This window comes from Mangrovibacter plantisponsor (assembly GCF_003182475.1).
In the GTDB taxonomy this organism is placed as follows: domain Bacteria; phylum Pseudomonadota; class Gammaproteobacteria; order Enterobacterales; family Enterobacteriaceae; genus Mangrovibacter; species Mangrovibacter plantisponsor.
Genome location: NZ_QGTS01000009.1, coordinates 1 through 24,813, shown reverse-complemented (window position 1 = coordinate 24,813; position 24,813 = coordinate 1). Strand labels below are relative to the sequence as shown.

Below are 24,813 nucleotides of genomic sequence, written 5' to 3'. Positions count from 1 at the left end.
TGCATTTGTGATGATTTTCTGTGTCATAGCATGATGTTACCCATAACATTTGATGTATTTCAGTTTCCTGGTAGTTTTCATCAGGCACACAGAGCCCATGTTGCACATTCTGGGGCAAAAAAAGCGGGGAGAGAGAATCAGAGAAGTGCCAGCCCACGGGGAATAGCCGCAAAACTGGCACAGAAATGTTACCAGTATCGGCTAACAGGGGCTGCTTTCGCTGCTGTCACAGCGTGAAATGATGTGCTGGCTGAGTTGACTGGCGACCGCCAGCAATGCCTGCCGGGTGTGCTCAATATCTTCTACCGGGTGGTGTACAGTGCGGGTATTCAGGGTCATATAGGGCACGGTTATCACGGCCAGCAAATCCCCTCGTGCGCCAAACACTGGTGCACTGATGTTCGTAACCCCGGATATTTGCGGGCTTTCCCCCTGGTAGTACCCTTGTTCGATAGTGGTCGCTATCTGGCTGCGGGCATAGGCCACCTGTTCATCTGTGGCGTCGTCCAGCGCAATCATACGCTGGCGCTCACTCTCTTCACTGTAACTCAACAGCACAATCCCTGAACCAGAAGCGCAGATATCCAAATGAGCACCAGTACGCAGGCTGAACCCCATTTTATACGGGCTTTCCTGACGGGCGATAACCACCAGTTGGCCATTACTGTACTGGCTGAGGTGGCAAGACTGGTTTACTTGCAGGCACAGTTGCTCCATCAGGCTGCCTGCCCGTTTGAGCAACATGGCAACCGGTGGGTGTTGGTTAGACAGGGTAAACATTTTGAGTGTCAGAACGTAACCTGACACATCTTCTTTATAATCAATGTAATGCTGTTCCTGCAGCACCGAGAGCATGCGGAAAATTTCATTGACGCTGCGGTTCAGCCGTTCAGCAATTTGCTTTTTGGTTAATGGCTCATCCTGTGCGGCCAGCAACTCAAGGATAGCCAGCCCTTTTTCAAGGGCGGGAGCACGGTACTCTGTCGTCATAATCTTGGGGGTCACAGGCGAAAAATCGTTAACAGGAACAGACTTTAACCTGGTGGCACACAAGAACAAAGTGCCACCAGGCGCGCTTATTTAATCAACCCCATCAGTTGGGGCACTGTCATAGAAATGGCCGGGATGTAAGTCACCAGCATCAAGACGCCGACTATCACCACGAAGAATGGCAGCAGGGTTTTTACCACCGCATCAATGGATATTCCGCTGACTTTGCACCCGGTAAACAGAATCGGCCCGACAGGTGGCGTAATGGTCCCGAGCGACAGGTTAAACACCAGCAGGATGCCAAACTGTACCGGATCCATCCCAAGCCCGGTGCAGATGGGCAGAAAGATAGGTGTAAAGATCAGTACCGCAGGGGTGGGATCCATAAAAGTACCCACGAACAGTAATACGATATTAATGATCAGCAAAATAATGATGGGGTTACTGGTCAGTGAGAGGAGCGAGTCCGCAATCATGCCAGGGATCTGAGTAAACGCCATCACCCAGGACATAATCGACGATGTTGCCAGCATAAAGATAACAATTGCCGACATCTTTGCTGTACTCAGAAAAATAGCCGGTAACGTTCTGACATCCAGAGAGCGGTAGCACAGGCTCAAGAACAGTGAATACACAACGGCAATAGCCGAGGCTTCTGTTGCCGTAAATACGCCACCCAGAATCCCGCCTATCACCACCACAATCATGGATAAACTGGGAATAGCGTCCACCGCCACTTTCAGGCATTCCCGCAATGACATGGTGTGGCGCAATACGTAACCCCGGCGCTTTGCCATAAAGCCCGCCACCAGCATCACACCAAGCCCCCACAAAATACCGGGGACATAGCCGCCCATAAACAGCGCGGAAATCGACACACTCCCGGCCACTGTTGCGTAGACAATCAGCGTGTTACTGGGTGGGATCAACATGCCCGTTGGTGCAGATGCAATATTCACTGCGGTACTGAACGCCGGGTCATAGCCTTCTTTGCGCTGAATCGGCGACATAATGCCACCAACCGCCGCGGCTGATGCCACACCTGAGCCGCTAATCGAGCCAAACAACATATTGGAGACAATATTGGTTTGCGCCAGTGAACCGGGCAAAAAGCCGCTGAAAATTTTGGAGAAATTGATCAGCCGAATAGCTATCCCACCGTTATTCATAATGTTGCCTGCCAGAATAAAGAAGGGAATAGCCAGCAGTGCAAACGAATCAAGGCCAACGAAAATACGCTGGGCAGAGGTAATCATCGCGCCTTTCATGGGCAAAATAGCCAGCATTGCCCCAAACGAAGAAATCCCCACACTAATACTGATAGGCGCACCAATAACCAGGAAAAACACAGTGCCACAAAACATGATTAATGCTGCAATCAGGGCTATATCCATTGTTTATTCCTCCCCGCCTGGTGCACTGTTCAGCGTATTCAGGCGCCGGAACAGGTGAATTTCGTTGTACAGGAAATAGAAAATAATCAGCCCGCCACTCAATGGAATGGCGCTGTAGATGTATCCCATGGGAATTTGCAGGGCGGAATCCAGTTGCCACATTTGCCGCAACACGGTGTGGTAGCCGCCAATTATCATGATGGTGAAAGTAAAAACAGCGATAGCCAGTTCGGTAAACATGTCAGTAATAATTTTCACCCGTGGGGAGAACTTATCTTTAATAAAGCTGATAGCCATATGTTCACGCAGCCCAAACACATAAGCGCTGCCAAACAAAATGAGCCAGATAAACAGGTAGCGCGATAATATTTCGCTGACAGCGCTGGGGCTGTTAAATAAATAACGGGTAATTACCTGCCAGGTGATCAGCACTGTCATCAGGCCGACAATGCCGATACAAACCCAGGCGACGAAGGTATCAAGGTATTTTTTGAACGTCTCGAGCACCGCCATGGCTTATGTTCCTTTGTCGATAACGGCAACCCGGCAAGCGCTGGCTTACCGGGCGAGGGAGTTTACTGAAGTGCGACAACTTTTTCGTAGAGCGCTTTTTGTTCCGGTGTTTTCACCAGTTCAGTTTGCAGACCTTTGCAATTTTCCTGGAACGGCTGGATATTCACTTCATTGAATTTCGCGCCCTTTTCTTCCGCTACTTTTTTGGCCTGCTCAATCTGCTCAGCCCACAGGCGGAATTCGGTCAGCGTGCTTTCTTTTGCCAGCTTGCGTAACGTTTCCTGATCCTGTTTTGACATGCTTTCCAGGAAATCGGTACTGACTACAACCAGGTCCGGCACCATCAGGTGGCGTGTGGCAGAGAAATAAGGCGCAACTTCATACTGCTTCAGGTCGGCATAGGTGATTTCATTGTTTTCTGCACCATCCAGCACGCCCTGTTGAATAGCGGTGTAGACTTCGCTCTGGCTCATAGGCACACCAGTGCCGCCCATGCAGGTCAGCATTTTCAGCATGGTGTCAGACTGCATGACACGAATTTTCTTCCCTTTCATATCAGCCGGGGTATTTACCGGGCCAGCTTTGGTGTACATGCTGCGCGCCCCGGCGGTATAGGCGGTTAACACCGTAAAGCCGAAACGGGAGGTGGATGCAAATAACGGGTCAAGCACACCGGAGGTAAAGACTTTTTCCTGGTGAGCCGGGCCGCTGTAGATATACGGCAGGCCAATCACGGTAAAGGTTTTATCGTAATTCTCCGCCAGAGGGTTTGCGACCACCGCCATTTGCACCGCGCCGTTTTGCACTAATTCCAGCGCGGCACGCTGATCACCCAATAATTCGTTAGGGAAGATATTCAGCTTGTAACGCCCCTCGGTTTGTTGAGCCAGCTTATCGCCCAGCTCTTTCAGTGCCAGGTACTGAGGGTGCTTATCCGACTGGTTAAAGGCGGCTTTAATCTCTTTTGCGGCATGCGCCAGAGAAGAGACGCTCAACAGGCCACTTAATACCGAACACAGCGCCAGGCGTTTAAAGGTCGTTTTCGTCAACATAATCGGGTCTCCATCAGAGGTTTTAATCAGTCATTCACTGTTATTTTGTTATCTGCGTTCTCAGCGCAGGTCCGTCATTGCAACAAAATCCATGTCATCGAAGGTTTGGTTTTCACCCGCCATTCCCCACACAAAGCTGTACTGCCGGGTGCCGCAACCAGAATGAATTGACCAACTGGGTGACAGCACCAGTTGTTTGTTACGCACCACCAGGTGGCGGGTTTGCTGGGGTTCGCCCATAAAGTGGAATACCACCTGGTCCGGCGCCATGTTGAAATACAGGTAAGCTTCCATACGGCGTGCATGGGTGTGTGCTGGCATGGTGTTCCACACATTACCCGGGCGCAGATGGGTAATGCCCATGCAGAGCTGGCAGGTGGTGAGCACTTCCGGGTGCAGGTATTGGGTCAGCAGGCGCAGGTTGGCATTTTGCTGGCTGCCCAGTTCTACCTGGCGCGCCTCTTCACGTTTGATAATGCGGGAAGGCCAGGTGTGATGAGCGGGGGCGCTCAGGCAGTAAACCGCGGTTTCTGTTTGTGGGTCTTCGCTAAGTGAACGAAAGCTTACTGCCTGTGTGCCCATCCCCAGATAGAGCCCGTCCAGGTACTCCAGTTGGTAGCTCTCACCTTCGTTGCATGTTACCTCAACCGGCCCCCCCAGATTCACCAGGCCCATTTCCCGGCGGGCAAGAAAAAAAGGTGTACCAAACGCTTTGGTATCAATCACTTCATCCAGTGCCAGTGGTGTTGCTTGTGGGCAAACACCAAGCGCCACCACCCGGTCGATATGGCTGTACACCACATGAATTTCGCCAGGGGTGAACAGAGATTCAGTAAGAAACGTGTCACGCAGGCGCTCGCTGTCATAAGTGCGGACATCATCAGGATGGGTATTCCAGGTTGTTTTCATCGGGGGTCTCCTTGGTTGAATTTCAGTGTAAAAACTATTCATAGGTGATCAACATAATTCATATATGAATAATCAAACCTGTGAATCCCGGCCCTATTTTTAATAGCCAGAAAAAACACATAGTGCTGTTGATAAAACAAACAGGAATAACGACCGGTCTGGAGAGCAAAACAACCCGGTTAAAAATACGGAGGGAGCACTTCTGAATGGCGAGTTATGCGGCAGAATGAAAAATCCGCAATTAAAGAGCGTTGACAATGTTCGCCGAACGAATTATTTCTATTAGCGCTACTTATACGAAGTGATTCGTGTAAGCCAGAAGAGGCGCGCCGCCCAGGTATTATGTCTGAGTAACCAGTACGCAGATGGCATAAGAGGGGGAGCGGCGCCGAGGTAACACGTATCTGGTCGTACGCGTTATCGGCTGCAGGGGCTGAATCCCCTGGGTTGTCACCAGAAACGTCCGGCAGTCGTTCGTTTCGCAAGGTGGGGCGCTTCTGGGTGTATCGTAGTGCTTGTTTTAACCTGTCTACGTCTCCCGTTTATCGCTCTTCCCTTGTGCCAAGGCTGATGAAATACCCACGGCTTCCTGTTTAGCCCACATGGAGTGCCGGGTATAAAGATATTGCCACCCAAAGTGGCCCTGACACGAGGTTATAATGACTCACGCACTTTCCCAGACAGTGGTTGCCAAATTCGGTGGTACCAGTGTCGCTGATTTCGACGCCATGAATCACAGCGCAGATGTCGTGCTGGCAAATAAACAGGTACGCCTGGTTGTTTTGTCTGCGTCTGCTGGCGTCACCAACTTACTGGTTGCCTTGTCTGAAGGCCTGGAAGCGACAGAACGTTTTGTTAAGCTGGATGCCATTCGTAAGATTCAATACGATATTCTTGAGCGCCTCGCCAACCCGCTGGTCATTCGTGAAGAGATAGATCGCCTGCTCGAAAATATTACCACTCTTGCCGAAGCTGCCTCACTGGCAACATCCAACGCGCTTACAGATGAACTGGTCAGCCATGGTGAGTTGATGTCCACGCTGTTATTTGTGGAAGTGTTGCGGGAACGGGGTGAAGAAGTGCAATGGTTTGATGTGCGTAAAATTATGCGTACCAGTGACCGGTTTGGTAAAGCCGAACCCGATATTGCAGCACTGGCAGAACTGGCACAAACCCACTTGCAGCCTCGCCTGGTTGAATCACTGGTTATTACTCAGGGTTTTATTGGTAGTGAGGCCAAAGGCCGTACCACTACACTTGGCCGTGGCGGCAGCGACTACACAGCCGCACTGCTTGGTGAAGCACTGCATTTAAGCCGGGTGGATATCTGGACTGATGTCCCCGGCATTTACACTACCGACCCGCGTGTTGTGCCTGCGGCGAAACGCATAGATGAAATTGCGTTTGAAGAAGCCGCCGAAATGGCGACTTTCGGTGCCAAAATACTGCACCCGGCAACTTTACTTCCTGCAGTACGCAGTGAAATCCCGGTGTTTGTTGGTTGCAGTAAAGACCCATCGGCTGGCGGTACCATGGTCTGTGGCACAACCGAAAACCCCCCGTTATTCCGCGCGCTGGCACTGCGCCGCCGCCAGACATTACTTACCTTACATAGCCTGAGCATGCTGCATTCCCGTGGTTTTCTGGCTGAGGTATTTACCATTCTGGCGCGCCATAATATTTCGGTCGATTTAATCACCACATCTGAAGTCAGCGTGGCTATCACGCTGGATACCACCGGCTCAACCTCAACAGGTGATTCTCTGTTAACCACCGCGCTGCTGACCGAGTTGTCGTCATTATGCCGGGTCGAAGTTGAAGAGAACCTGGCGCTGGTGGCATTGATTGGCAATGAGTTGTCTAAAGCCTGTGGTGTTGGTAAAGAGGTATTTGGTGTCCTGGAGCCTTTCAACATTCGCATGATTTGCTATGGTGCCTCCAGCCATAACCTGTGCTTTTTGGTGCCTGGCAATGAAGCCGAAGATGTGGTGCGCAAACTGCACCGTAATCTTTTCGAATAAACACCAGGTTCAACCCGCTATTGTTCCCAGGGCGCATCAGCGCCCTGTTTGTTACTGAATGGCGGCAAAAACATCAGAAACACCCAATAAAAACACTATAAACACAACAACCTGCAAGGAAAAACCATGTTAACCGTTCTAACGCGGCTGTTCCCACTTTGGGCCGTACTGCTTTCTGTTATGGCGTATTACACGCCTACCACTTTCACGCCCATTGGCCCCTGGGTCACTACGTTGTTAATGCTGATTATGCTCGGCATGGGCGTGCACCTGAAGGTGGATGATTTTAAACGTGTGCTGTCACGCCCTGCCCCGGTTGCTGCCGGGATTTTCCTGCATTACCTGGTTATGCCACTGGCCGCCTGGGGACTGGCAAAACTGTTTCATATGCCACCTGACCTGGCTGCCGGGATGATTCTGGTTGGCAGTGTTGCCAGTGGTACCGCTTCGAATGTCATGATCTTTCTGGCAAAAGGCGATGTGGCGCTGTCTGTCACTATTTCGTCTGTTTCCACTCTGGTGGGCGTATTTGCCACACCGCTGCTCACCCGGCTGTATGTCGCGGCCGATATTCAGGTGGATATCGCTGGCATGCTGCTGAGTATTCTGAAAATTGTCATCATCCCGATTGCACTGGGCCTGGTGATTCACCACACTCTGCCCCGGCTGGTGAAAGCCGTTGAACCCTGGCTGCCCGCGTTCTCAATGGTGTGTATTCTCGCCATTATTACTGCAGTGGTGGCAGGTAGCGCGGCAAATATTGCCTCGGTTGGCCTGGTGGTGATTGTGGCGGTTATTCTGCATAACGCGATTGGGTTATTAGGCGGTTACTGGGGCGGGCGGCTGTTTGGCTTCGACGAATCCACCTGCCGTACCCTGGCGCTGGAAGTTGGCATGCAGAACTCTGGCCTGGCTGCGGCGCTGGGGAAAATTTACTTTACCCCGCTGGCTGCGTTGCCCGGCGCTCTGTTTTCCGTGTGGCATAACCTGTCCGGGTCGTTGCTGGCGGGTTACTGGTCCGGGAAGCCGGTAAAACAGAAAACAGAAGCCCAAAAATAACCCCGATTTCCGGGGCTGTTGTTGGGTTACTCGCCAGGCGCAATATGGCCTGGCGGGCAATTAACTCTCTTCGCGTTCGTCGTCGTCAGGTTGTTCCAGCACCGTGTACGCCACTGCACAGAACAATGAGTTCAAGCGCCGCATATCCCCCAACAAACCAAGGTGCAGTGAACTGGTTTCAATGCTTTGCACGTTTTGCTCATGCAGGCGGTTAACATGGGCATGAGAATAGCGGCGAATCATGATCCGCAGGCGGTGCTTGTGCCTGCGTAAACGCCGGGCGCTGGACACATCCCCTGAATAAAATACTGAAACCCCCAGTTTGAGGTTCTCTTCCAGTTGGTTTATCAGGCTGTCCAGCTCTTCCATACCTTGTGGCGAGAATGCCCGCCGGGCAGACAACGATTTATCTGCCACCTCAATCCCCATGCGTTCAATAATTTCAGCAGACTGCTGCAGGTTCATGGATGTTTCAATGATATGCGCCCAACGCCGGGATTCCTCTTCAGCCAGCTCATCCCGCGGAATACGGGCTAAATACAGCTTGATGGCGTTATGCAGAACATCGACCTCTTCCGCCTGGTTACGCAATATCTTTTCCAGCCGCGGTTCGCCTTTCAGTTCTCTTTGCCACAAAGCGAGCATTTGCTCCACACGGTCGCCCATGCGCAGAGTTTCCCGCGACGCATTCGCCAGTGCCAGCGCTGGGGTGCTCAGGGCGGAGCTGTCCAGGTGCTTCGGCCGCACACTGTTATCCAGCTCCGGTGGCGATTTCACCAGCGTACTGCACAACCGCGCCATGCTGTCCACGAAAGGCAGCATCGCCAGGCAACGAATCAGGTTATAAAACACATGGAAGTAAATGATCAGTTCTGAATCAGACACTGGCAGGTGCTGCATTCCCCGGGCAAGGACATGCACAAAGGGCAGTACCAACAGGCTGCCAATCAGTTTGAATAACAGGCTCCCCAGCGCAACCCGGCGTGCAGCGGGTGCGGCGGCACTGTTGTTAATCACCGCCAGAATGCCGGAACCCAGGTTTGAACCAATCACCAGACAAAGCCCGACCGGGAAAGCGATAACACCTGTTGCGGTTAATGTGGCCGTCAGCAATACTGCCGCCAGGCTGGAGTAACTGATAATCGCAAACACCGCGCCAATTAACGCATCCAGCAAGATATCGCCGGTCAGCGAGGCGAAAATCACTTTGACGCCATAGGCCTGAGTAATGGGAGTGGCCGCCTGCACAATCAACTCCAGTGCCAGCAGAATAAGCCCAAGGCCAATCCCCACCCGCCCCAGTTGCCCGGCCCGTGTTTGTTTACGGCCAAGGAAAAAGATAACGCCAATAAAGATCAGTAACGGTGACAGCCAGGAAAGGTCAAATGTCAGAACTCGTGCCATCAGCGCGGTCCCGACATCGGCTCCCAGCACAATGACCAGTGCAGGTGCCAGGGCCACCAGGTTCTGTGAAACGAACGATGTCACCAGTAACGTTGTTGCGTTGCTACTTTGCACCAGGGCTGTAACACCAATACCGGCGCAAAACGCCATGGGTTTACGTGAAATACTGCCACTGAGCACACTGCGTAAACGCGCGCCAAACACGCGCATCACGCCGGTTCGCACAATATGTGTTCCCCATACCAGCATGGCAATCGCCGAAAGCAAATGAAGTAATGTCAGCAAAGGCACTCCTTTTTATTGTCAGCCGGGGTTTATACCCACCGGTCTTGTATCATTTCATAGCAACCTGATTAATCAGTATATGTGATAGCTTGTAAAGAAAAGACAAGGGGCAAAAGCATGGGCAGACATGCCTGGCTTTGCCCTCCCCCGCAGGCCAGCTAACCAGGCCTGGTGACTCGAGCGCTCTGTGCCGCGAGTTTACTGGTAATGCATTCGCACACCGTTGTGCGCAGCCAGCGGCTGGCCGGGTCTTCGTTGTGGGCGTTATGCCACAACAGCGACAACATATAATCCGGCATGTTTACTGGTACCGGAGCCGCCTGCAGGCCATATAACTCACACCATGAATGAACCAGCCCTTGTGGGACTGTGGCGAACAGCGGCAAACGGCGCAGCAACAACGGTAGTGCAGAAAAATTTGGCGTGACGTAACGTACACGGCGCGCCCGGCTCCGTTGTTGTAGTTCGCTATCCAGCGCACTTTCACTGGCGCCACGGTACGACACCAGCACATGCTCATAACGCAGAAAGGTGTCCAGCGTTAACGGCGCATGGCAGGGAATTTGCCGGTAATCCCACAGGGTAGAAAAACCGGCGCAGGCGATGTTCTCACGGGTGAGATCCCTGCTGGTTTCATTACCCACCGTTACCGCCAGGTCTGCCTGTTGCTGCTCCATTAATGGCACCGCCTGCCAGGGGTCAGTTGCCACTACTTTAATAGTAATATGGGGTGCGCAGGCCGATAGCTCCGCCACAAGTTCTGGCATTAACCAGTGCTCTACCCAGTCGCTCATGCCAATGGTAAAGCTGCGCGCATCACTCGCCGGGTCAAAGTGTTCTGGCGTGAAGATAGTGCGGTGCAGACCCTGCATCAGCGGCGCAAACTGCTTAACCAGGTGTTCGGCCCGTGGTGTGGGAGACATTCCCTGTGAGGTGCGCACAAACAGCGGGTCATTAAACATGTCCCGCAATCTTTTTAGTGCCGCACTCACCGCGGGCTGGCCTAAATACAGCTGGTTGGCCGCCTGAGTAACGCTGCGCACCCGGTACATCACCAGCAAAACAACCAGTAAATTCAGGTCAATACGCGAAAAATCACTTTCATTGATGCTTTCCATAAATTTAATCAATTTAATTAATTATATTCAGGAAAGTATAGTCAGGCGCTCTGGTTTTCACCATAAAGTAAGGAGCCTGTTATGACTATCCGAATTGGTAACTGTGTGATTCAAAAAGTCACAGAACAGACGGCGGCGTTTCCTTTCGCTACGTTGTTTGCGGCACACAGTGGCGAGATGAGTAACCAGTTAGCACAACAGCCTGCGGATATTTCCATTCACAGCTGGCTGGTGCGTAGTGGCAACCATACCGTTGTGGTTGATACCGCAACGGGAAACGGGCGCGACCGGAATAACAACCCACTGTTCCACCAGTTGCAAACACCTTACCTGGACAACCTGACACAAACCGGTATCACTCCGGAAGAAGTAACGCTGGTGATGATGACCCATGTGCACACCGACCATGTTGGCTGGAATACCCACCTGCAAGACGGGAAATGGCAGCCAGGGTTCCCCAATGCACGTTATGTTTGCTCTGCAACTGAGCTGGCACATGTGCAGAACAACCCGGCAACTCAGGCGTTGTACCACGACAGCATTCTGCCCCTGCTGGAGAGTGACCAACTGGATGCCGTGGATGTACGCGAAGATACGCTGTTTGCCGGGGTACTGCGTTATACCTCAACGCCGGGCCACAGTGTGGATCATGCATCCATTGTGCTGGAAAGTGCCGGTGAACACGCGATTTTTGCCGGTGATGTTATGCACCACCCCATTCAGTTTCAGCACACTCACTGGAACTCCCGGTTTTGTGAAGATCTCCCGCAAGCCATTGCCTCACGCCAACGTGTTATAGACTGGTGCGCAGAACATCAGGCAATCTGGTTCAGTTCACACTTTGCCGGCAGTTCATGTGGGCGCGTAACACCTGGCCGGCAATGGCTACCTTTGGAGGTGTAATTCATGCAGTACACTGACTACCTGGCTGCGTCACTCAGCGAGTTACAACAAGCACTGGCAGAAAAAACGGTGACCGCCGTTGAACTGGCAGAATTTGCACTCAGGCGCATTACTGAGGCGGACAAATCACGTTATAACGCCATCACCTGGTTATTCGCTGATGAAGCCCTGGCTGCGGCACAGGAAAGTGACAGGCGGCGGCAGCACGGTGGGCATACAGGCCGCCTGGCCGGTATTCCGGTGCTTATCAAAGATAATATTGAAGTAAAAGGCTGGCCCACCAGTGCAGGTTCCGTGGTGCTGCGTGAAGTCATCGCCATACAGGACGCGCCACTGGTACAAACATTGCGTAATGAAGGCGCGATTTTAATAGGTAAAACCGCTATGCATGAGCTGGCCGCCGGAATAACCGGAGCCTCTTCGCTGAGTGGATTCACCCATAACGCGTGGGTTGAAGGGTTATCGCCAGGTGGCTCCAGTAGCGGTTCTGCCGTGGCTGTTGCCGCAGGCTATGTCCCCCTGGCAATAGGTACGGACACTGCGGGTTCGGTGCGTATTCCTGCGGCATTTAATGGCCTGCCGGGGCTGCGTATGACACGAGGAGCACTGAGCACGCAGGGTATCGTGCCACTGTCGCCAACTCAGGATATCCCCGGGCCGCTGGCTCGTTCAGCGCAAGATTTACGCCTGGCAACCGAAATACTGAGTGGCAAGGTGTTTGCAGAACCTAATGAACCTTTGCGGATTGGCTTCTGGCAGGAAGGTTTTGCGCCACAGGAAACAGAAATAAACCAGTGTGTGCGTAAAGCTCTGGCCCCGTTTATGCCACAGGATGTGAGCTGGCCACAATTGGCAAGCCTGGCCGCAGAAGCGAATATTATTGCCTGGGAATTTGCTGATGCACTGGCAGGCTGGCTGGCCGATAAACCCCAGGCGAAGTACCACACGCTCCCCGAAATAGCGGCCTCGGGCCGGTACCACCCGCAACTGGAAACGGTACTGAAAACCCGTGCACAGCACCCAGGCACAGACAGCGATTCTTACCCGCAAGTGCAACAGCGCCAGGAAGCACTTTACCAACAACTGGAGCAATTTTTTACCCACCAACAGATTAACTTACTGGCGTTTCCTGTAGTGCGGCACCCGCCTGTCAGGCTGGGTGAACACCAGGAAGGTAGCAACGCGTTGATCTCTGCGGTGACCGGTGCACCAGCAATCAGCCTTCCGGCTGGCCTGAGCACTGGTGGCTACCCAATAGGTGTAGAGCTGCTGGCCCTAAGAGGGCGTGAAGATTTGTTGTTACAGGCAGCAGAAGAGATTGAGCGGGCCACAGGCCACATCTGAAAACAGCCGAAGCTTTGGTGTAACGGTTCATGAATATTGAGCACCGGGAATGATGCAAAAAATAAAGCGAGCAGTATGCAACATACCACTCGCTTTAATTCGGAATAGCCGGTTTAATTACTCGGCAATACTAATCTGCATCGTAACCTAAGTTCGGGGCCAGCCAGCGCTCAACTTCTTCAACAGACATATTTTTACGCCGGGCATAATCTTCCACCTGGTCACGCTGAATTTGGGCAACAGCAAAATACTTGCTGTCCGGGTGGCTGAAATACCAGCCTGAAACAGAAGCTCCCGGCCACATGGCGTAAGATTCTGTGAGTTTCATTCCAGTGTGGGTTTCAACATCCAGGAGTTCCCAGATAGCGGCTTTCTCAGTATGCTCCGGGCAGGCAGGGTAACCCGGTGCCGGGCGAATACCGCGGTAGTTTTCCCGAATTAACTCTTCGTTACTCAGGTTCTCTTCCGGTGCATAACCCCAGTACACTTTGCGCACGCGTTCATGGAGATATTCGGCAAAGGCTTCCGCCAGGCGGTCAGATACCGCTTTCACCATGATTTTGTTGTAGTCATCATGCTGAGCATCAAAGGCCGCGGCCAGTGCATCTTCTTCCAGCCCGCCGGTTACAGCGAAAGCGCCCAGGTAATCTGCTTTACCACTGGATTTCGGTGCCACAAAGTCTGCCAGGCAATAGTTGGCGAAACCGGTTTTTTCTGTTTGCTGGCGCAAATGGTGGCTGACTACTTTTACTGAGGAGCGGCTTTCATCGGTATAGATTTCAATGTCGTCCCCAACCCGGTTTGCCGGGAACAGGCCAACTACACCACGTGGTGTCAGGGACTTATCTGCCACCAGCTTATCCAGCATGTCGTTGGCATCTTTAAACAAGCGCTGCGCTTCCTCGCCCACCACTTCATCTTCCAGAATGCGGGGATATTTACCGGCCAGCGACCAGGTCATGAAGAAAGGCGTCCAGTCGATATAGTTACGCAGCGTGTCGATACCCACGCTGACAGGCTGAACCCCCAGACGGTGAGCAACTGGTGGTGTATACAATTCCCAGTCAAATGCGAGGTCGTTTTCCCGGGCTGCTGCCAGGGTCACCGGCGGTGTGCGTGGCTTTTTGCGGCCATGCTGGATACGCACAGTTTCGTACTCTTTACGCACCCGGGCCACAAAGTCGCCATACTGGGTGGCGGAAAGCAGTGATGAAACCACCCCAACAGTGCGCGATGCGTTCTGCACATAGACTGTTGGCCCACTGTAGTTTTGCTCAATTTTAACCGCAGTGTGCGCTTTGGATGTTGTCGCGCCGCCAATTAGCAGCGGGATGGTGAACCCCTGGCGTTCCATCTCTTTCGCTACATTCACCATTTCATCCAGTGACGGGGTTATCAGCCCGGATAAACCAACAATATCGGCATTCTGTTCGCGTGCTGTTTTCAGAATTTTTTCTGTCGGCACCATTACGCCTAAATCGATGATTTCGTAGTTATTACACTGCAACACCACACCAACGATATTTTTACCGATATCGTGCACATCACCTTTAACCGTTGCGAGAACGATTTTCCCGTTACTGGTACCGGCCTGTTTGCTGGCCTGAATGAAAGGTTCAAGATAGGCGACAGCCTGTTTCATTACCCGGGCAGATTTCACCACCTGCGGCAGGAACATTTTGCCTTCACCAAATAAGTCACCCACCACATTCATGCCAGACATTAACGGGCCTTCAATAACTTCAATAGGCCGGTCGGCATTCTGGCGTGCTTCTTCGGTATCCTGCTCAATAAACTCGGTAATGCCTTTGACCAGGGCGTATTCCAGGCGTTTCACCACTTCCCAACTGCGCCACTCAGCCTGTTGGGCATTGGCGCTGTCATCGGTTTTACTGCCACGGTATTTTTCGGCTAATTCCAGTAAACGCTCGGTGCTGTCGTCGCGCCGGTTCAGTACCACATCTTCTACGGCGTCACGCAGTTCAGCAGGGAGATCGTCGTAAATTGCCAGTTGCCCGGCATTCACAATCCCCATGTCCATGCCGTTACGAATAGCGTAATAGAGGAACACGGCGTGAATAGCTTCACGCACCGGGTCGTTGCCACGGAAAGAGAACGAAACGTTGGAAACACCGCCAGAGATCAGGGCATGAGGCAATTCGCGTTTAATGTCTTCACAGGCACCGATAAAATCCAGTGCATAGTTATTGTGCTCTTCAATCCCGGTGGCAACGGCAAAAATATTCGGGTCGAAAATAATGTCTTCCGGCGGGAACCCTACCTGCTCAGTGAGGATTTGGTAAGCCCGGCGGCAAATTTCAATCTTACGTTCGCGGGTATCGGCCTGGCCGGTTTCATCAAAGGCCATCACCACCATAGCCGCACCGTAACGGCGTACCTGGCGGGCGTGTTCAATGAAGATGTCCACGCCTTCTTTCATGGAGATAGAGTTGACAATGCCTTTGCCCTGAATGCATTGCAGGCCTTTTTCAATAACTGACCATTTGGATGAGTCAATCATGATAGGTACCCGGGCAATATCGGGCTCACCGGCAATCAGGTTCAGGAAGCGCACCATGGCCGCTTCGGCATCCAGCATGCCTTCGTCCATGTTGATGTCGATGATTTGTGCGCCGTTTTCTACTTGCTGGCGCGCAACATCCAGTGCTTCACCGTATTTCTCTTCTTTGATAAGCCGTTTGAATTTAGCGGACCCGGTGACGTTGGTGCGCTCACCCACGTTCACAAACAAGGTTTCCGGGCCAATATTAAGCGGCTCAAGGCCGGATAACCGGCAGTTTACCGGCAGCGACGGGCGCTTACGCGGCGCAATACCTGAAACGGCTTCATGCATGGCCGCAATATGTTCAGGTGTGGTACCGCAGCAACCCCCAACAATGTTGAGGAAACCAGCCTGTGCCCACTCTTTTATCTGGCGAGCCATTTCAGCGGCATCTAAATCATATTCACCAAACGCATTGGGCAACCCGGCATTCGGGTGTGCGGTGACATAACATTCTGCAATACGGGATAACTCAGCGACATACTGGCGAAGTTCATCCGGCCCCAGGGCGCAGTTCAGGCCAAAAGAGAGCGGTGAAGCATGGCGCAGGGCATTGTAAAATGCTTCGGTCGTCTGGCCTGATAAAGTACGGCCCGAGGCATCGGTAATCGTGCCGGAAATCATGATGGGCAATTCAACGCCCAGCGCTTCAAACTCGGTTTCTACGGCATAAATCGCGGCTTTCGCATTCAGCGTATCGAAGATGGTTTCAACCAGAATCAGGTCTGCACCGCCGTTAACCAGCGCCCGGGTAGATTCACGGTAGGCGTCCACCAGCTGATTAAAGGTGATATTACGAAAAGCCGGGTCGTTAACATCAGGCGAGATAGACGCGGTACGGTTTGTCGGGCCAAGCACCCCGGCGACATAGCGCGGTTTTTCTGGTGTGCGGGCTGTCCACTCATCAGCACACTGGCGAGCCAGGCGAGCCGCCTCATAGTTAATTTCTGCCGAAAGGGACTCCATCTGGTAATCGGCCATCGCAATGGTCGTGGAGTTGAAGGTATTGGTTTCAACAATATCTGCGCCCGCAGCAAAATACGCGTTGTGGATATCAGCAATCAGCGCCGGGCGGCTCAATACCAGCAGGTCGTTGTTGCCTTTGACATCGCAGGGCCAGTCGGCAAAGCGCTCGCCCCGGTAATCCTGTTCTTCCAGACGGTGGCTCTGGATCATGGTACCCATACCACCATCCAGGATAAGAATGCGTTTTTCTAACGCCTGATGAAGTGTTTCGACCTGCTTGCTCACTCTGACTCCCAACTTCTGATTAACGCGGTGCTGCTGGCGAAAAGACCAGCAGACCATACTGGCACAAGTTGTGTCAGGGGAAAAGTAGCCAGACATGAGACATGTTCAGGTTGATAATATCTGGCAGTTTTTTTTCAGTTGCATTATCGTTAAATAAAACGAAAACAATTTCCACGATACAGAAACAGGAGGCCATCATGGCAACAGCGGTTCCGGCAAAACGCGGGAAAAAACCCCGTTCTGCAGCGGCAGCTCCCGCTCCAGCAACCGGCCAGGTGCAGTCCCTTACGCGCGGTTTAAAACTGCTGGAGTGGATAGCGGAGTCAGGAAGCAATGTGGCGCTGACAGAGCTGGCTCAGCAGGCTGGTTTGCCGAACTCCACCACGCACCGCCTGCTAACTACATTACAACAACAGGGTTTTGTTCGCCAGGTAGGTGAATTAGGGCACTGGGCGATTGGCGCACATGCGTTTATTGTTGGCAGCAGTTTTTTGCAGAGCCGCAACCTGCTGGCCATTGTTCACCCGGAACTGCGCAAGCTGATGGAAGCCTCCGGAGAAACCGTTAACCTGGCTGTGCTGGATATGAGCGACCACCAGGCCATTATTATTGACCAGGTACAGTGCACGCAGTTAATGCGGATGTCGGCCCCTATTGGTGGGAAACTGCCGATGCATGCTTCCGGCGCAGGTAAGGCGTTCCTGGCTAATTTAAATGAAGACCAGGTTTCCGGGTTACTGCACCGCCAGGGGCTGCATGCCTATACACCCGCGACACTGACATCCCCGGTACTGCTGAAAGAGGACCTGCTGCAAATCCGCAAGCGTGGTTACTCGTTCGATGACGAAGAGCATGCGCTGGGCCTGCGTTGCATAGCCTCCTGCCTGTATGATGAACACAAAGAGCCGTTTGCCGCGATTTCGATTTCCGGCCCGATATCCCGGATTACCGATGACCGCGTCACTGAGTTAGGCGCAATGGTGATTAAAGCCACGCGCGAGCTGACACTGGCGTGGGGCGGGCAGCGCTAGGCTGCCCTTTCATTTTTTCGTGGCGGTGTGTGCGGGCTTTCCAGTGCATCGCCATAGCGCTGGTTAAAGCGCTGTTTACGCCGGTAAGCATAGACATCTTCCACATGGCCTGAGCGGATGCGCGCCTGCAGGGTGCGCCAGTATTCAGCCCTGAATAAATCCCCGTGCATTTCATCAAACAATGGCCCAATGCGCGGGTCAACACATAACCAGTGGCGGAATTCCTCCGGGAAAACATCCCCCGGAGAAACGCTATACCAGGGCTCACCTGACAGTTCATCTTCCGGATAACGGGCCGGGGGAATATCCCGGAAATTCACTTCGGTCATGTAGCAAATTTCGTCGTAGTCATAAAACACGACGCGCCCGTGGCGGGTGACGCCGAAGTTTTTAAACAGCATATCGCCGGGGAAAATATTCGCGGCAGCCAGTTGGCGAATCGCGTTACCGTACTCTTCTATTGCATCCCGCAGCGCCTGGCCTTCCACTTGTTCCAGCCAGATATTCAGCGGCACCATACGGCGTTCAATATACAGATGCTCCAGGATGATGTTGTTCCCCTCTTCGGTAATTTTTTTGGGGGCTTCTTCCCGCAGTAATTGTAATAACGCCGGGCTTATCTGGCGTTTATCGATAACGAAATTTTCAAAGGCCTGGGTATCGGCCATGCGCCCGACTCTGTCATGCTCCTTTACCAGTTGGTAGCAGGCGCGTACCCGCTCTTCATTCACCTCTTTCTGGGGAGCAAACTGGTCTTTAATCACTTTAAACACCCGGTCAAACCCCGGTAAGGTGAACACCAGCATCACCATTCCTCGCACACCCGGAGCCTCGATAAACTGCTCGCTGGTGTGGTTCACATACTCCAGGTATTCGCGGTAGCTTTCTGTTTTACCGTGTTTCTGGCAGCCTATCGCCATATAGAGTTCAGCCGTGGTTTTGCCCGGCAAAATGCCGCGCAGCCACTCGACTAACGCCGCAGGCAGTGGTGCATAAACCATGAAATAGGAACGTGCGAAGCCAAAAACAATACTGGCATCGCCCGGGTTGGTCAGGCAGGTATCAATGACCAGTTGCCCGTCTGGTGTGCGGTGTATGGGTAATAGAAATGGCAAGATATCCCCACCGGGTTGTACCAGTTTTGCCACCAGCCACGCGGCTTTATTGCGGTAAAACAGTTCTGTCGCGACATCCAGCGAGCACCCTGCCAGCACCTCTTCCCCTAATGTTTCCCGCAAGTGACGCAGAATGTAGCCCACATCCCGTGGCAAGTTTTGCCAGGGCAGGCGTAAAGGTAAGTCAGTTAATAAGGTGGTGAGCAGTGCCTGCCAGCCATGATGGGGAATGCACTGTTTCGCCAGTGGGCGTGGATTTGGCCGAAAACGTTGTGGTGGCTGGGAGCTGAAAATAAACAGGCGATCAGGCGTGAGAGAACGGTGCTCGAACAGGCGGCAGTAAACAGAGTTAAAGAAGCTTTCAGCTATTTCAAACCGTGGGTAGTCTGGCAACAATGCGGTGTACTCTTTTTTTACCCGCAACAGAAATGCGCTGTCTGTGGCTTTGCCTTCAGTAATGCAGCGTAACTGCTCTACCACCAGTCCGACATGGTGGTCGTATAAGTTAATTCGCTGTTTCATCGCCTGTTGAACCGCCTGCCAGTCGGCCTGTTCAAAGCGCTGCTGTGCCCCGGAGGTCACTTCAAGAAAACGGCCATATTGCGCGTCAAAACCTTGCAAAATGGTCTGTGCTATCAGCAATTCCAGCCCACGAGACATAAGTATCTCCTGATAAAAATAACGCACAAAGAGAAATGCGGGTGAGCATCCTGCCCACCCGCACCGATTCCCGGAGGAAGTGACGGGAAATCAGAACTGTGCTTCTTCCGTTGAGCCAGTCAGTGCGGTCACCGACGATGCACCACCCTGAATAATGTTGGTTACTTTATCGAAATAGCCGGTGCCCACTTCTTGTTGGTGCGACACAAAGGTGTAACCTTCTTTGCCTGCGGCAAATTCAGGTTGCTGTACTTTTTCCACGTAATGTTTCATGCCTTCGCCCTGAGCATAGGCATGGGCAAGGTCAAACATGTTGAACCACATGCTGTGGATCCCCGCCAGGGTAATGAACTGGAACTTGTACCCCATGGCGCTCAACTCTTCCTGGAAGCGGGCAATTGTGTTGTCGTCCAGGTTCTTTTTCCAGTTGAAGGAAGGCGAACAGTTGTAGGCGAGTAACTTGCCGGGGAATTGTGCGTGAATGGCATCGGCAAAACGGCGTGCCTGCTCCAGGTCTGGCGTAGAAGTTTCGCACCACACCAGGTCGGCATACGGCGCATAAGCCAGGCCACGGCTGATAGCCTGTTCCACCCCAGCCAGGGTGCGATAGAACCCTTCGCTGGTGCGTTCGCCAGTAATAAACGCCTGGTCGTATGGGTCACAATCTGAGGTGAGCAAATCGGCGGCATCGGCATCTGTACGAGCAACCAGCAGAGTGGGCACGCCCATTACATCTGCAGCCAGGCGAGCCGCAACTAATTTTTGTACGGCTTCCTGGGTAGGCACCAGCACTTTGCCACCCATATGGCCGCATTTTTTCACCGAGGCCAGCTGGTCTTCAAAGTGAACAGCCCCCGCCCCTGCGGTAATCATCGACTTCATCAGTTCAAAGGCGTTAAGTACGCCACCAAACCCCGCTTCGGCATCCGCAACGATCGGCAGGAAGTAATCGATATAACGTGGATCTTCCGGATCGATACCCGCAGACCACTGAATTTGATCGGCACGGCGGAAGGTGTTGTTGATACGATCAACTACCGATGGCACCGAGTTCGCCGGGTAGAGCGACTGGTCCGGATACATGCTGGAAGCCAGGTTGGCATCGGCGGCTACCTGCCAGCCGGAAAGATAAACCGCTTCAATACCCGCTTTGGCCTGTTGTAATGCCTGGCCACCAGTCAGTGCGCCCAGGCTGTTTACATACCCTTTTTTGGATTCGCCATTAAGCAGACGCCACAGTTTCGCCGCTCCCAGTTGTGCCAGGGTGCATTCCGGATTCACGGAACCACGCAGTTTCACTACGTCTTCAGCACTATAAGGGCGGCGGATGCCTTCCCAGCGCGGTTGTTGCCATTCTTGTTCTAATTGTTTGATTTGTTGAGTACGGGTAAGGGTCATTTGCAGTGCTCCATTTGTCTTGTTTACCTGGCAAACCAGGTGCAATTTGTTACAGCGATTTCGCCTCATTAGGTTTGTTCGCCGCCAGCAATTCAGGGGCTGTCAGGCCAGTAAGCGGTAGCCTGGCAACGTCAGGAAGTCGATCAGCTCATCTGATGTGGTGATTTGTTCCATCAGCCGGGCGGCTTCATCAAAGCGCCCTTGTGAGAAGCGCTGGTCACCCAGTTCTTCCTGAATCACTAACATCTCTTCGGCAAGCATCTGGCGGAACAGGTCTTTGGTTACGGGCTGGCCGGTGCTCAGGGTTTTCTCATGGTGAATCCACTGCCAAATTGAGGTACGGGAAATTTCTGCCGTTGCTGCATCTTCCATCAGGCCATAAATCGGGACGCAACCGTTGCCGGAGATCCAGGCTTCAATGTACTGCACAGCTACGCGAATATTGGCGCGCATTCCTTCTTCGGTACGTGCTCCCGGGCAGGGCTCGAGCAGTTGTTCTGCGGTAATGGGTTCGTCCTGTTCGCGGGTGATAGCGAGCTGGTTGCGGTTGCCACCCAGCACGTTGTCAAAGACCGCCATAACGGTGTCTGCCAGGCCCGGGTGAGCAATCCAGGTGCCATCATGCCCGTTGGTGGCTTCCATCTCTTTGTCTGCTTTGACTTTGTTCAACACCCAGTTGTTGCGTTCGCTGTCTTTACTGGGAATAAATGCCGCCATGCCGCCCATGGCAAAAGCGCCGCGCCGGTGGCAGGTTTTAATGAGCAGGCGGGAATAGGCACTCAGGAATGGTTTATCCATCGTGACGCTTTGGCGGTCTGGCAACACGCGGTCCGGGTGGTTTTTCAGGGTTTTGATATAACTGAAAATGTAGTCCCAACGGCCACAGTTCAGGCCAACAATGTGGTCACGCATCGCATGGAGAATTTCATCCATCTGGAAAACAGCCGGAAGCGTTTCAATCAGCAATGTGGCTTTAATGGTGCCGCGCGGCAGTGAGAAGCGGTCTTCCGTATAACTGAATACTTCGCTCCACCAGGCCGCTTCCTGCCAGCTTTGAGTTTTTGGCAGGTAGAAATAAGGCCCACTACCTTTCGCCAGCAACGTTTCGGCGTTGTGGAAAAAGTAGAGCGCAAAATCGAACAGGCTGCCCGGAATCGCTTCGCCGCGCCAGGTGACATGTTTTTCTGGCAAGTGCAGGCCTCTGACCCGGCAAATCAGTACCGCCGGGTCGGGCTTAAGTTGGTAGATTTTGCCATTCTCATTGGTCCAGGTGATTGTGCCATTGATAGCATCACGCAGGTTGATTTGCCCTTCGATAACTTTTTCCCAGGAGGGCGCCAGTGAGTCTTCGAAGTCTGCCATAAAGACTTTGACATTGGCATTGAGTGCGTTGATCACCATTTTGCGTTCAACGGGGCCGGTAATTTCTACACGGCGGTCCTGCAAATCTGCCGGAATTCCACGGATTACCCAGTCAGAATTTCTTATGGAAGCAGTTTCCGAAATAAAACCAGGCAGCTTTCCGTTATCAATTTCCTGCTGAACTTTAACCCGCTCAGCCAGCAAATCATTACGTTGATCCGTGAATGTACTCACCAGATCGTTGAGAAAGGCCACGGCATCTGGCGTTAATACCTGTCTTTCCTTTTCAGTAAATTGCTGATTAAAAATAATTTCTTCTGTTATCGTTGGTTGTGTCATGTCACTGTCCTCCGGATTTTGCCTTGCCAACGCGCTCCCATGAAGGGTGAGAAGCACTGTTGTGTACTTTTCACCCAGCAAGAATAAGCCTAATCCAGTTTTACATAAAATCAAAAACAATTTCCATTTTTGATTTTATTTTCATTTAAATCATTGTTTAATAATGAATTAAATTTATTTATTTGCAGGAAGTGAATTTCATAAATAAAAAAGGCACCCGAAGGTGCCTGATAACATGCTGAAACGCTTTAGTTAATCGAGCGTTGGATTCATATGGCTCAGATCGTATGGCGTGATCTGGTAAACGAAGTAGTTCAGCCAGTTGGTGATCAACAGATTACCGTGGCTACGCCAGGTAGCGCGGGGTTTATTTTGTGGATCGTTGTTGGGGAAATAGTTGTGCGGTATTACCGGCGCGATCCCGGCGTCAATGTCACGAAAATATTCGTTTGCCAGTGTCGCGGCATCGTATTCTGGGTGGCCGGTAACAAATGCAAGGCGCTTATCACGGCTGGCAAACAGGTAAGCATCGCCACCTTCAGATTCGGCAAAAATATCCAGGTCGGTATAGTCACGAATCATTGATGCCGGGAAGTCGGCATAGCGTGAGTGTGGTGCCAGAAATGAATCATCAAACCCTCGCGTCAGCAGAGCGTGGGGTTGCAGAATATGGTGTTCATATACACCAGACAGCTTTTCTTCGCGTGTTTGTTTCGGGATATTGTAGAGGATATTAAGTGCTGCCTGTACCGCCCAACAGACAAACAGGGTGGAGGTAACATGCTCTCTTGCCCACTCCAGAACCTGTTTGATTTGCGGCCAGTATGCCACATCATTGAATTCTACCAGGCCAAGAGGTGCACCGGTAACAATCAGGCCATCGTAGTTGTCGTGGCGTATATCCTCAAAATCACAATAGAAGTTATTGAGGTGTTCTACCGGTGTATTACGGGATTCCCGGTGATCGATACGTAATAACTGGATATCCAGCTGCAGCGGTGAGTTGGAGAGTAAACGCAAAAACTGGTTTTCCGTTTCAATCTTCTTCGGCATCAGATTAAGAATCAAAACCTTAAGTGGCCTGATTTCCTGTCCTCGTGCACGTGATGATGTCATCACAAATACATTTTCATTCCGCAAGAAGTTAACTGCTGGTAACTCATCAGGCACCCGAATTGGCATAACCTTATATCCTCACTGCATACGTTTAAACGTTTAGACATCCAGACAGCCAACAATAACCAGGATTGAGGAAAATGTCGAGTCTGCATCCAGAAGGTGAAAATGTTTCACGACTGTGCGCGGGTAGCACGGCTTATGTGTTCAAAATATATACTGATGCATTTATCAGAAAAGTAAAATACCTACTAAGGATGCAGTGCAGTGTACCGGGTGAGTGTGGTGTGGGCGAGTATAGTGCGGGTTACGTGCAGAAAGGGGGCAGGCAGCGGCTGAAGCATGCCTGTATTCGCAGGACGGGAGGTGTATGGCTGCAGAATAACGGGCTGGATAAGGGCTTATAAAGCAAAAAACCCCCAGCTTTCGCTGAGGGTTCTTCTTAATTGAAGCCTGGCAGTTCCCTACTCTCGCATGGGGAGACCCCACACTACCATCGGCGCTACGGCGTTTCACTTCTGAGTTCGGCATGGGGTCAGGTGGGACCACCGCGCTGTTGCCGCCAGGCAAATTCTTTCTTTGCCGAACTCTACCGAATAACTGGTGCTGATACCCAGAGTCGAACTGGGGACCTCACCCTTACCAAGGGTGCGCTCTACCAACTGAGCCATATCAGCACAACAAAACCTGCTTTAGCAGGTTTTTAAATTGAAGCCTGGCAGTTCCCTACTCTCGCATGGGGAGACCCCACACTACCATCGGCGCTACGGCGTTTCACTTCTGAGTTCGGCATGGGGTCAGGTGGGACCACCGCGCTCTTGCCGCCAGGCATATTCTGTTTTATTCACCGCCTCACGGCCATGAATATTATCCGTTAACAAGCTAAAAATTTCGTCTCTCACACCAAAACATCTTTGGCGTTGTAAGGTTAAGCCTCACGGTTCATTAGTACCGGTTAGCTCAACGCATCGCTGCGCTTACACACC

Annotated in this window: 17 protein-coding genes, 1 tRNA gene, 2 rRNA genes and 1 riboswitch; of the genes, 5 read left to right on the top strand and 15 right to left on the bottom strand. The window is 52.2% G+C overall.

All coding sequences use genetic code 11. From position 1 onward, the window contains the following. Window positions 1-201 precede the first annotated feature (201 nt). From DES37_RS15300 to kduI, 5 genes are all read right to left on the bottom strand, one after another. Window positions 202-1,005: an IclR family transcriptional regulator gene (locus DES37_RS15300; RefSeq protein ID WP_200874762.1), complete on the bottom strand. Its 804-nt coding sequence runs from the start codon at window positions 1,003-1,005 to the stop codon at window positions 202-204. Between the two features lie 71 nt (window positions 1,006-1,076). After that, window positions 1,077-2,384 carry a TRAP transporter large permease gene (locus tag DES37_RS15295; RefSeq protein ID WP_036102964.1) on the bottom strand — a complete coding sequence of 436 codons (1,308 nt, stop codon included), beginning with the start codon at window positions 2,382-2,384 and terminating at the stop codon, window positions 1,077-1,079. A gap of 3 nt (window positions 2,385-2,387) precedes the next feature. Next, window positions 2,388-2,897, bottom strand: a complete 510-nt coding sequence (locus DES37_RS15290; protein ID WP_110026568.1) for a TRAP transporter small permease — start codon at window positions 2,895-2,897, stop codon at window positions 2,388-2,390. 62 nt (window positions 2,898-2,959) lie between these two features. Beyond that, on the bottom strand, window positions 2,960-3,949 hold the full coding sequence (locus tag DES37_RS15285; RefSeq protein WP_110026566.1) for a TRAP transporter substrate-binding protein: 990 nt from the start codon (window positions 3,947-3,949) through the stop codon (window positions 2,960-2,962). A 60-nt stretch (window positions 3,950-4,009) separates the two neighbouring features. Next, window positions 4,010-4,858 (bottom strand): 5-dehydro-4-deoxy-D-glucuronate isomerase, encoded by an 849-nt coding sequence (gene kduI, locus DES37_RS15280; protein ID WP_110026564.1) that lies wholly within the window; start codon window positions 4,856-4,858, stop codon window positions 4,010-4,012. A gap of 311 nt (window positions 4,859-5,169) precedes the next feature. Further along, a riboswitch (Lysine riboswitch) is annotated at window positions 5,170-5,363 on the top strand. 154 nt (window positions 5,364-5,517) lie between these two features. Here kduI and lysC point away from each other — a divergent pair. Together lysC and panS are read left to right on the top strand one after the other, a co-directional pair. Further along, entirely contained in the window at window positions 5,518-6,879 is a 1,362-nt protein-coding gene (lysC, locus tag DES37_RS15275; RefSeq protein ID WP_110026562.1) for a lysine-sensitive aspartokinase 3, read from the top strand. Between the two features lie 126 nt (window positions 6,880-7,005). Further along, window positions 7,006-7,938 (top strand): ketopantoate/pantoate/pantothenate transporter PanS, encoded by a 933-nt coding sequence (gene panS, locus DES37_RS15270; protein ID WP_110026561.1) that lies wholly within the window; start codon window positions 7,006-7,008, stop codon window positions 7,936-7,938. Window positions 7,939-7,998: 60 nt separating this feature from the next. Here the strand turns inward: panS and DES37_RS15265 are convergent, their stop codons facing one another. Both DES37_RS15265 and DES37_RS15260 read right to left on the bottom strand, forming a co-directional pair. Beyond that, window positions 7,999-9,627 carry a Na/Pi cotransporter family protein gene (locus tag DES37_RS15265; RefSeq protein ID WP_110026559.1) on the bottom strand — a complete coding sequence of 543 codons (1,629 nt, stop codon included), beginning with the start codon at window positions 9,625-9,627 and terminating at the stop codon, window positions 7,999-8,001. Between the two features lie 158 nt (window positions 9,628-9,785). Further along, window positions 9,786-10,745, bottom strand: coding sequence for a LysR substrate-binding domain-containing protein (locus tag DES37_RS15260; RefSeq protein ID WP_110026557.1), 960 nt, complete (start codon window positions 10,743-10,745; stop codon window positions 9,786-9,788). Between the two features lie 81 nt (window positions 10,746-10,826). Here DES37_RS15260 and DES37_RS15255 point away from each other — a divergent pair, with 81 nt between their 5' ends. Both DES37_RS15255 and DES37_RS15250 read left to right on the top strand, forming a co-directional pair. Further along, window positions 10,827-11,648, top strand: coding sequence for an MBL fold metallo-hydrolase (locus tag DES37_RS15255; protein ID WP_110026555.1), 822 nt, complete (start codon window positions 10,827-10,829; stop codon window positions 11,646-11,648). Between the two features lie 3 nt (window positions 11,649-11,651). Then, the gene (locus DES37_RS15250) at window positions 11,652-12,992 is read left to right on the top strand and encodes an amidase (RefSeq protein ID WP_110026553.1); all 1,341 of its coding nucleotides are present in this window, start codon (window positions 11,652-11,654) and stop codon (window positions 12,990-12,992) included. Window positions 12,993-13,122: 130 nt separating this feature from the next. Here the strand turns inward: DES37_RS15250 and metH are convergent, their stop codons facing one another. Next, entirely contained in the window at window positions 13,123-16,806 is a 3,684-nt protein-coding gene (gene metH / locus DES37_RS15245) for a methionine synthase (protein ID WP_245930100.1), read from the bottom strand. A gap of 197 nt (window positions 16,807-17,003) precedes the next feature. Here metH and iclR point away from each other — a divergent pair, with 197 nt between their 5' ends. Then, window positions 17,004-17,837, top strand: a complete 834-nt coding sequence (gene iclR / locus DES37_RS15240; RefSeq protein WP_036102933.1) for a glyoxylate bypass operon transcriptional repressor IclR — start codon at window positions 17,004-17,006, stop codon at window positions 17,835-17,837. Here iclR and aceK read toward each other — a convergent pair. From aceK to rrf (DES37_RS15200), 7 genes are all read right to left on the bottom strand, one after another. Continuing rightward, the gene (aceK, locus tag DES37_RS15235; protein WP_110026551.1) at window positions 17,834-19,612 is read right to left on the bottom strand and encodes a bifunctional isocitrate dehydrogenase kinase/phosphatase; all 1,779 of its coding nucleotides are present in this window, start codon (window positions 19,610-19,612) and stop codon (window positions 17,834-17,836) included. The genes iclR and aceK overlap by 4 nt on opposite strands. Before the next feature lie 90 nt (window positions 19,613-19,702). After that, the gene (gene aceA / locus DES37_RS15230) at window positions 19,703-21,010 is read right to left on the bottom strand and encodes an isocitrate lyase (protein WP_110026549.1); all 1,308 of its coding nucleotides are present in this window, start codon (window positions 21,008-21,010) and stop codon (window positions 19,703-19,705) included. A gap of 102 nt (window positions 21,011-21,112) precedes the next feature. Further along, window positions 21,113-22,711 carry a malate synthase A gene (gene aceB / locus DES37_RS15225; RefSeq protein ID WP_110026548.1) on the bottom strand — a complete coding sequence of 533 codons (1,599 nt, stop codon included), beginning with the start codon at window positions 22,709-22,711 and terminating at the stop codon, window positions 21,113-21,115. 252 nt (window positions 22,712-22,963) lie between these two features. Beyond that, entirely contained in the window at window positions 22,964-23,893 is a 930-nt protein-coding gene (gene metA / locus DES37_RS15220) for a homoserine O-acetyltransferase MetA (RefSeq protein WP_110026546.1), read from the bottom strand. Window positions 23,894-24,278: 385 nt separating this feature from the next. Beyond that, a 5S ribosomal RNA gene (rrf, locus tag DES37_RS15210) occupies window positions 24,279-24,394 on the bottom strand. A gap of 34 nt (window positions 24,395-24,428) precedes the next feature. After that, window positions 24,429-24,504: transfer RNA gene (locus DES37_RS15205), tRNA-Thr, on the bottom strand. Window positions 24,505-24,540: 36 nt separating this feature from the next. Continuing rightward, a 5S ribosomal RNA gene (gene rrf, locus DES37_RS15200) occupies window positions 24,541-24,656 on the bottom strand. Window positions 24,657-24,813 lie beyond the last annotated feature (157 nt).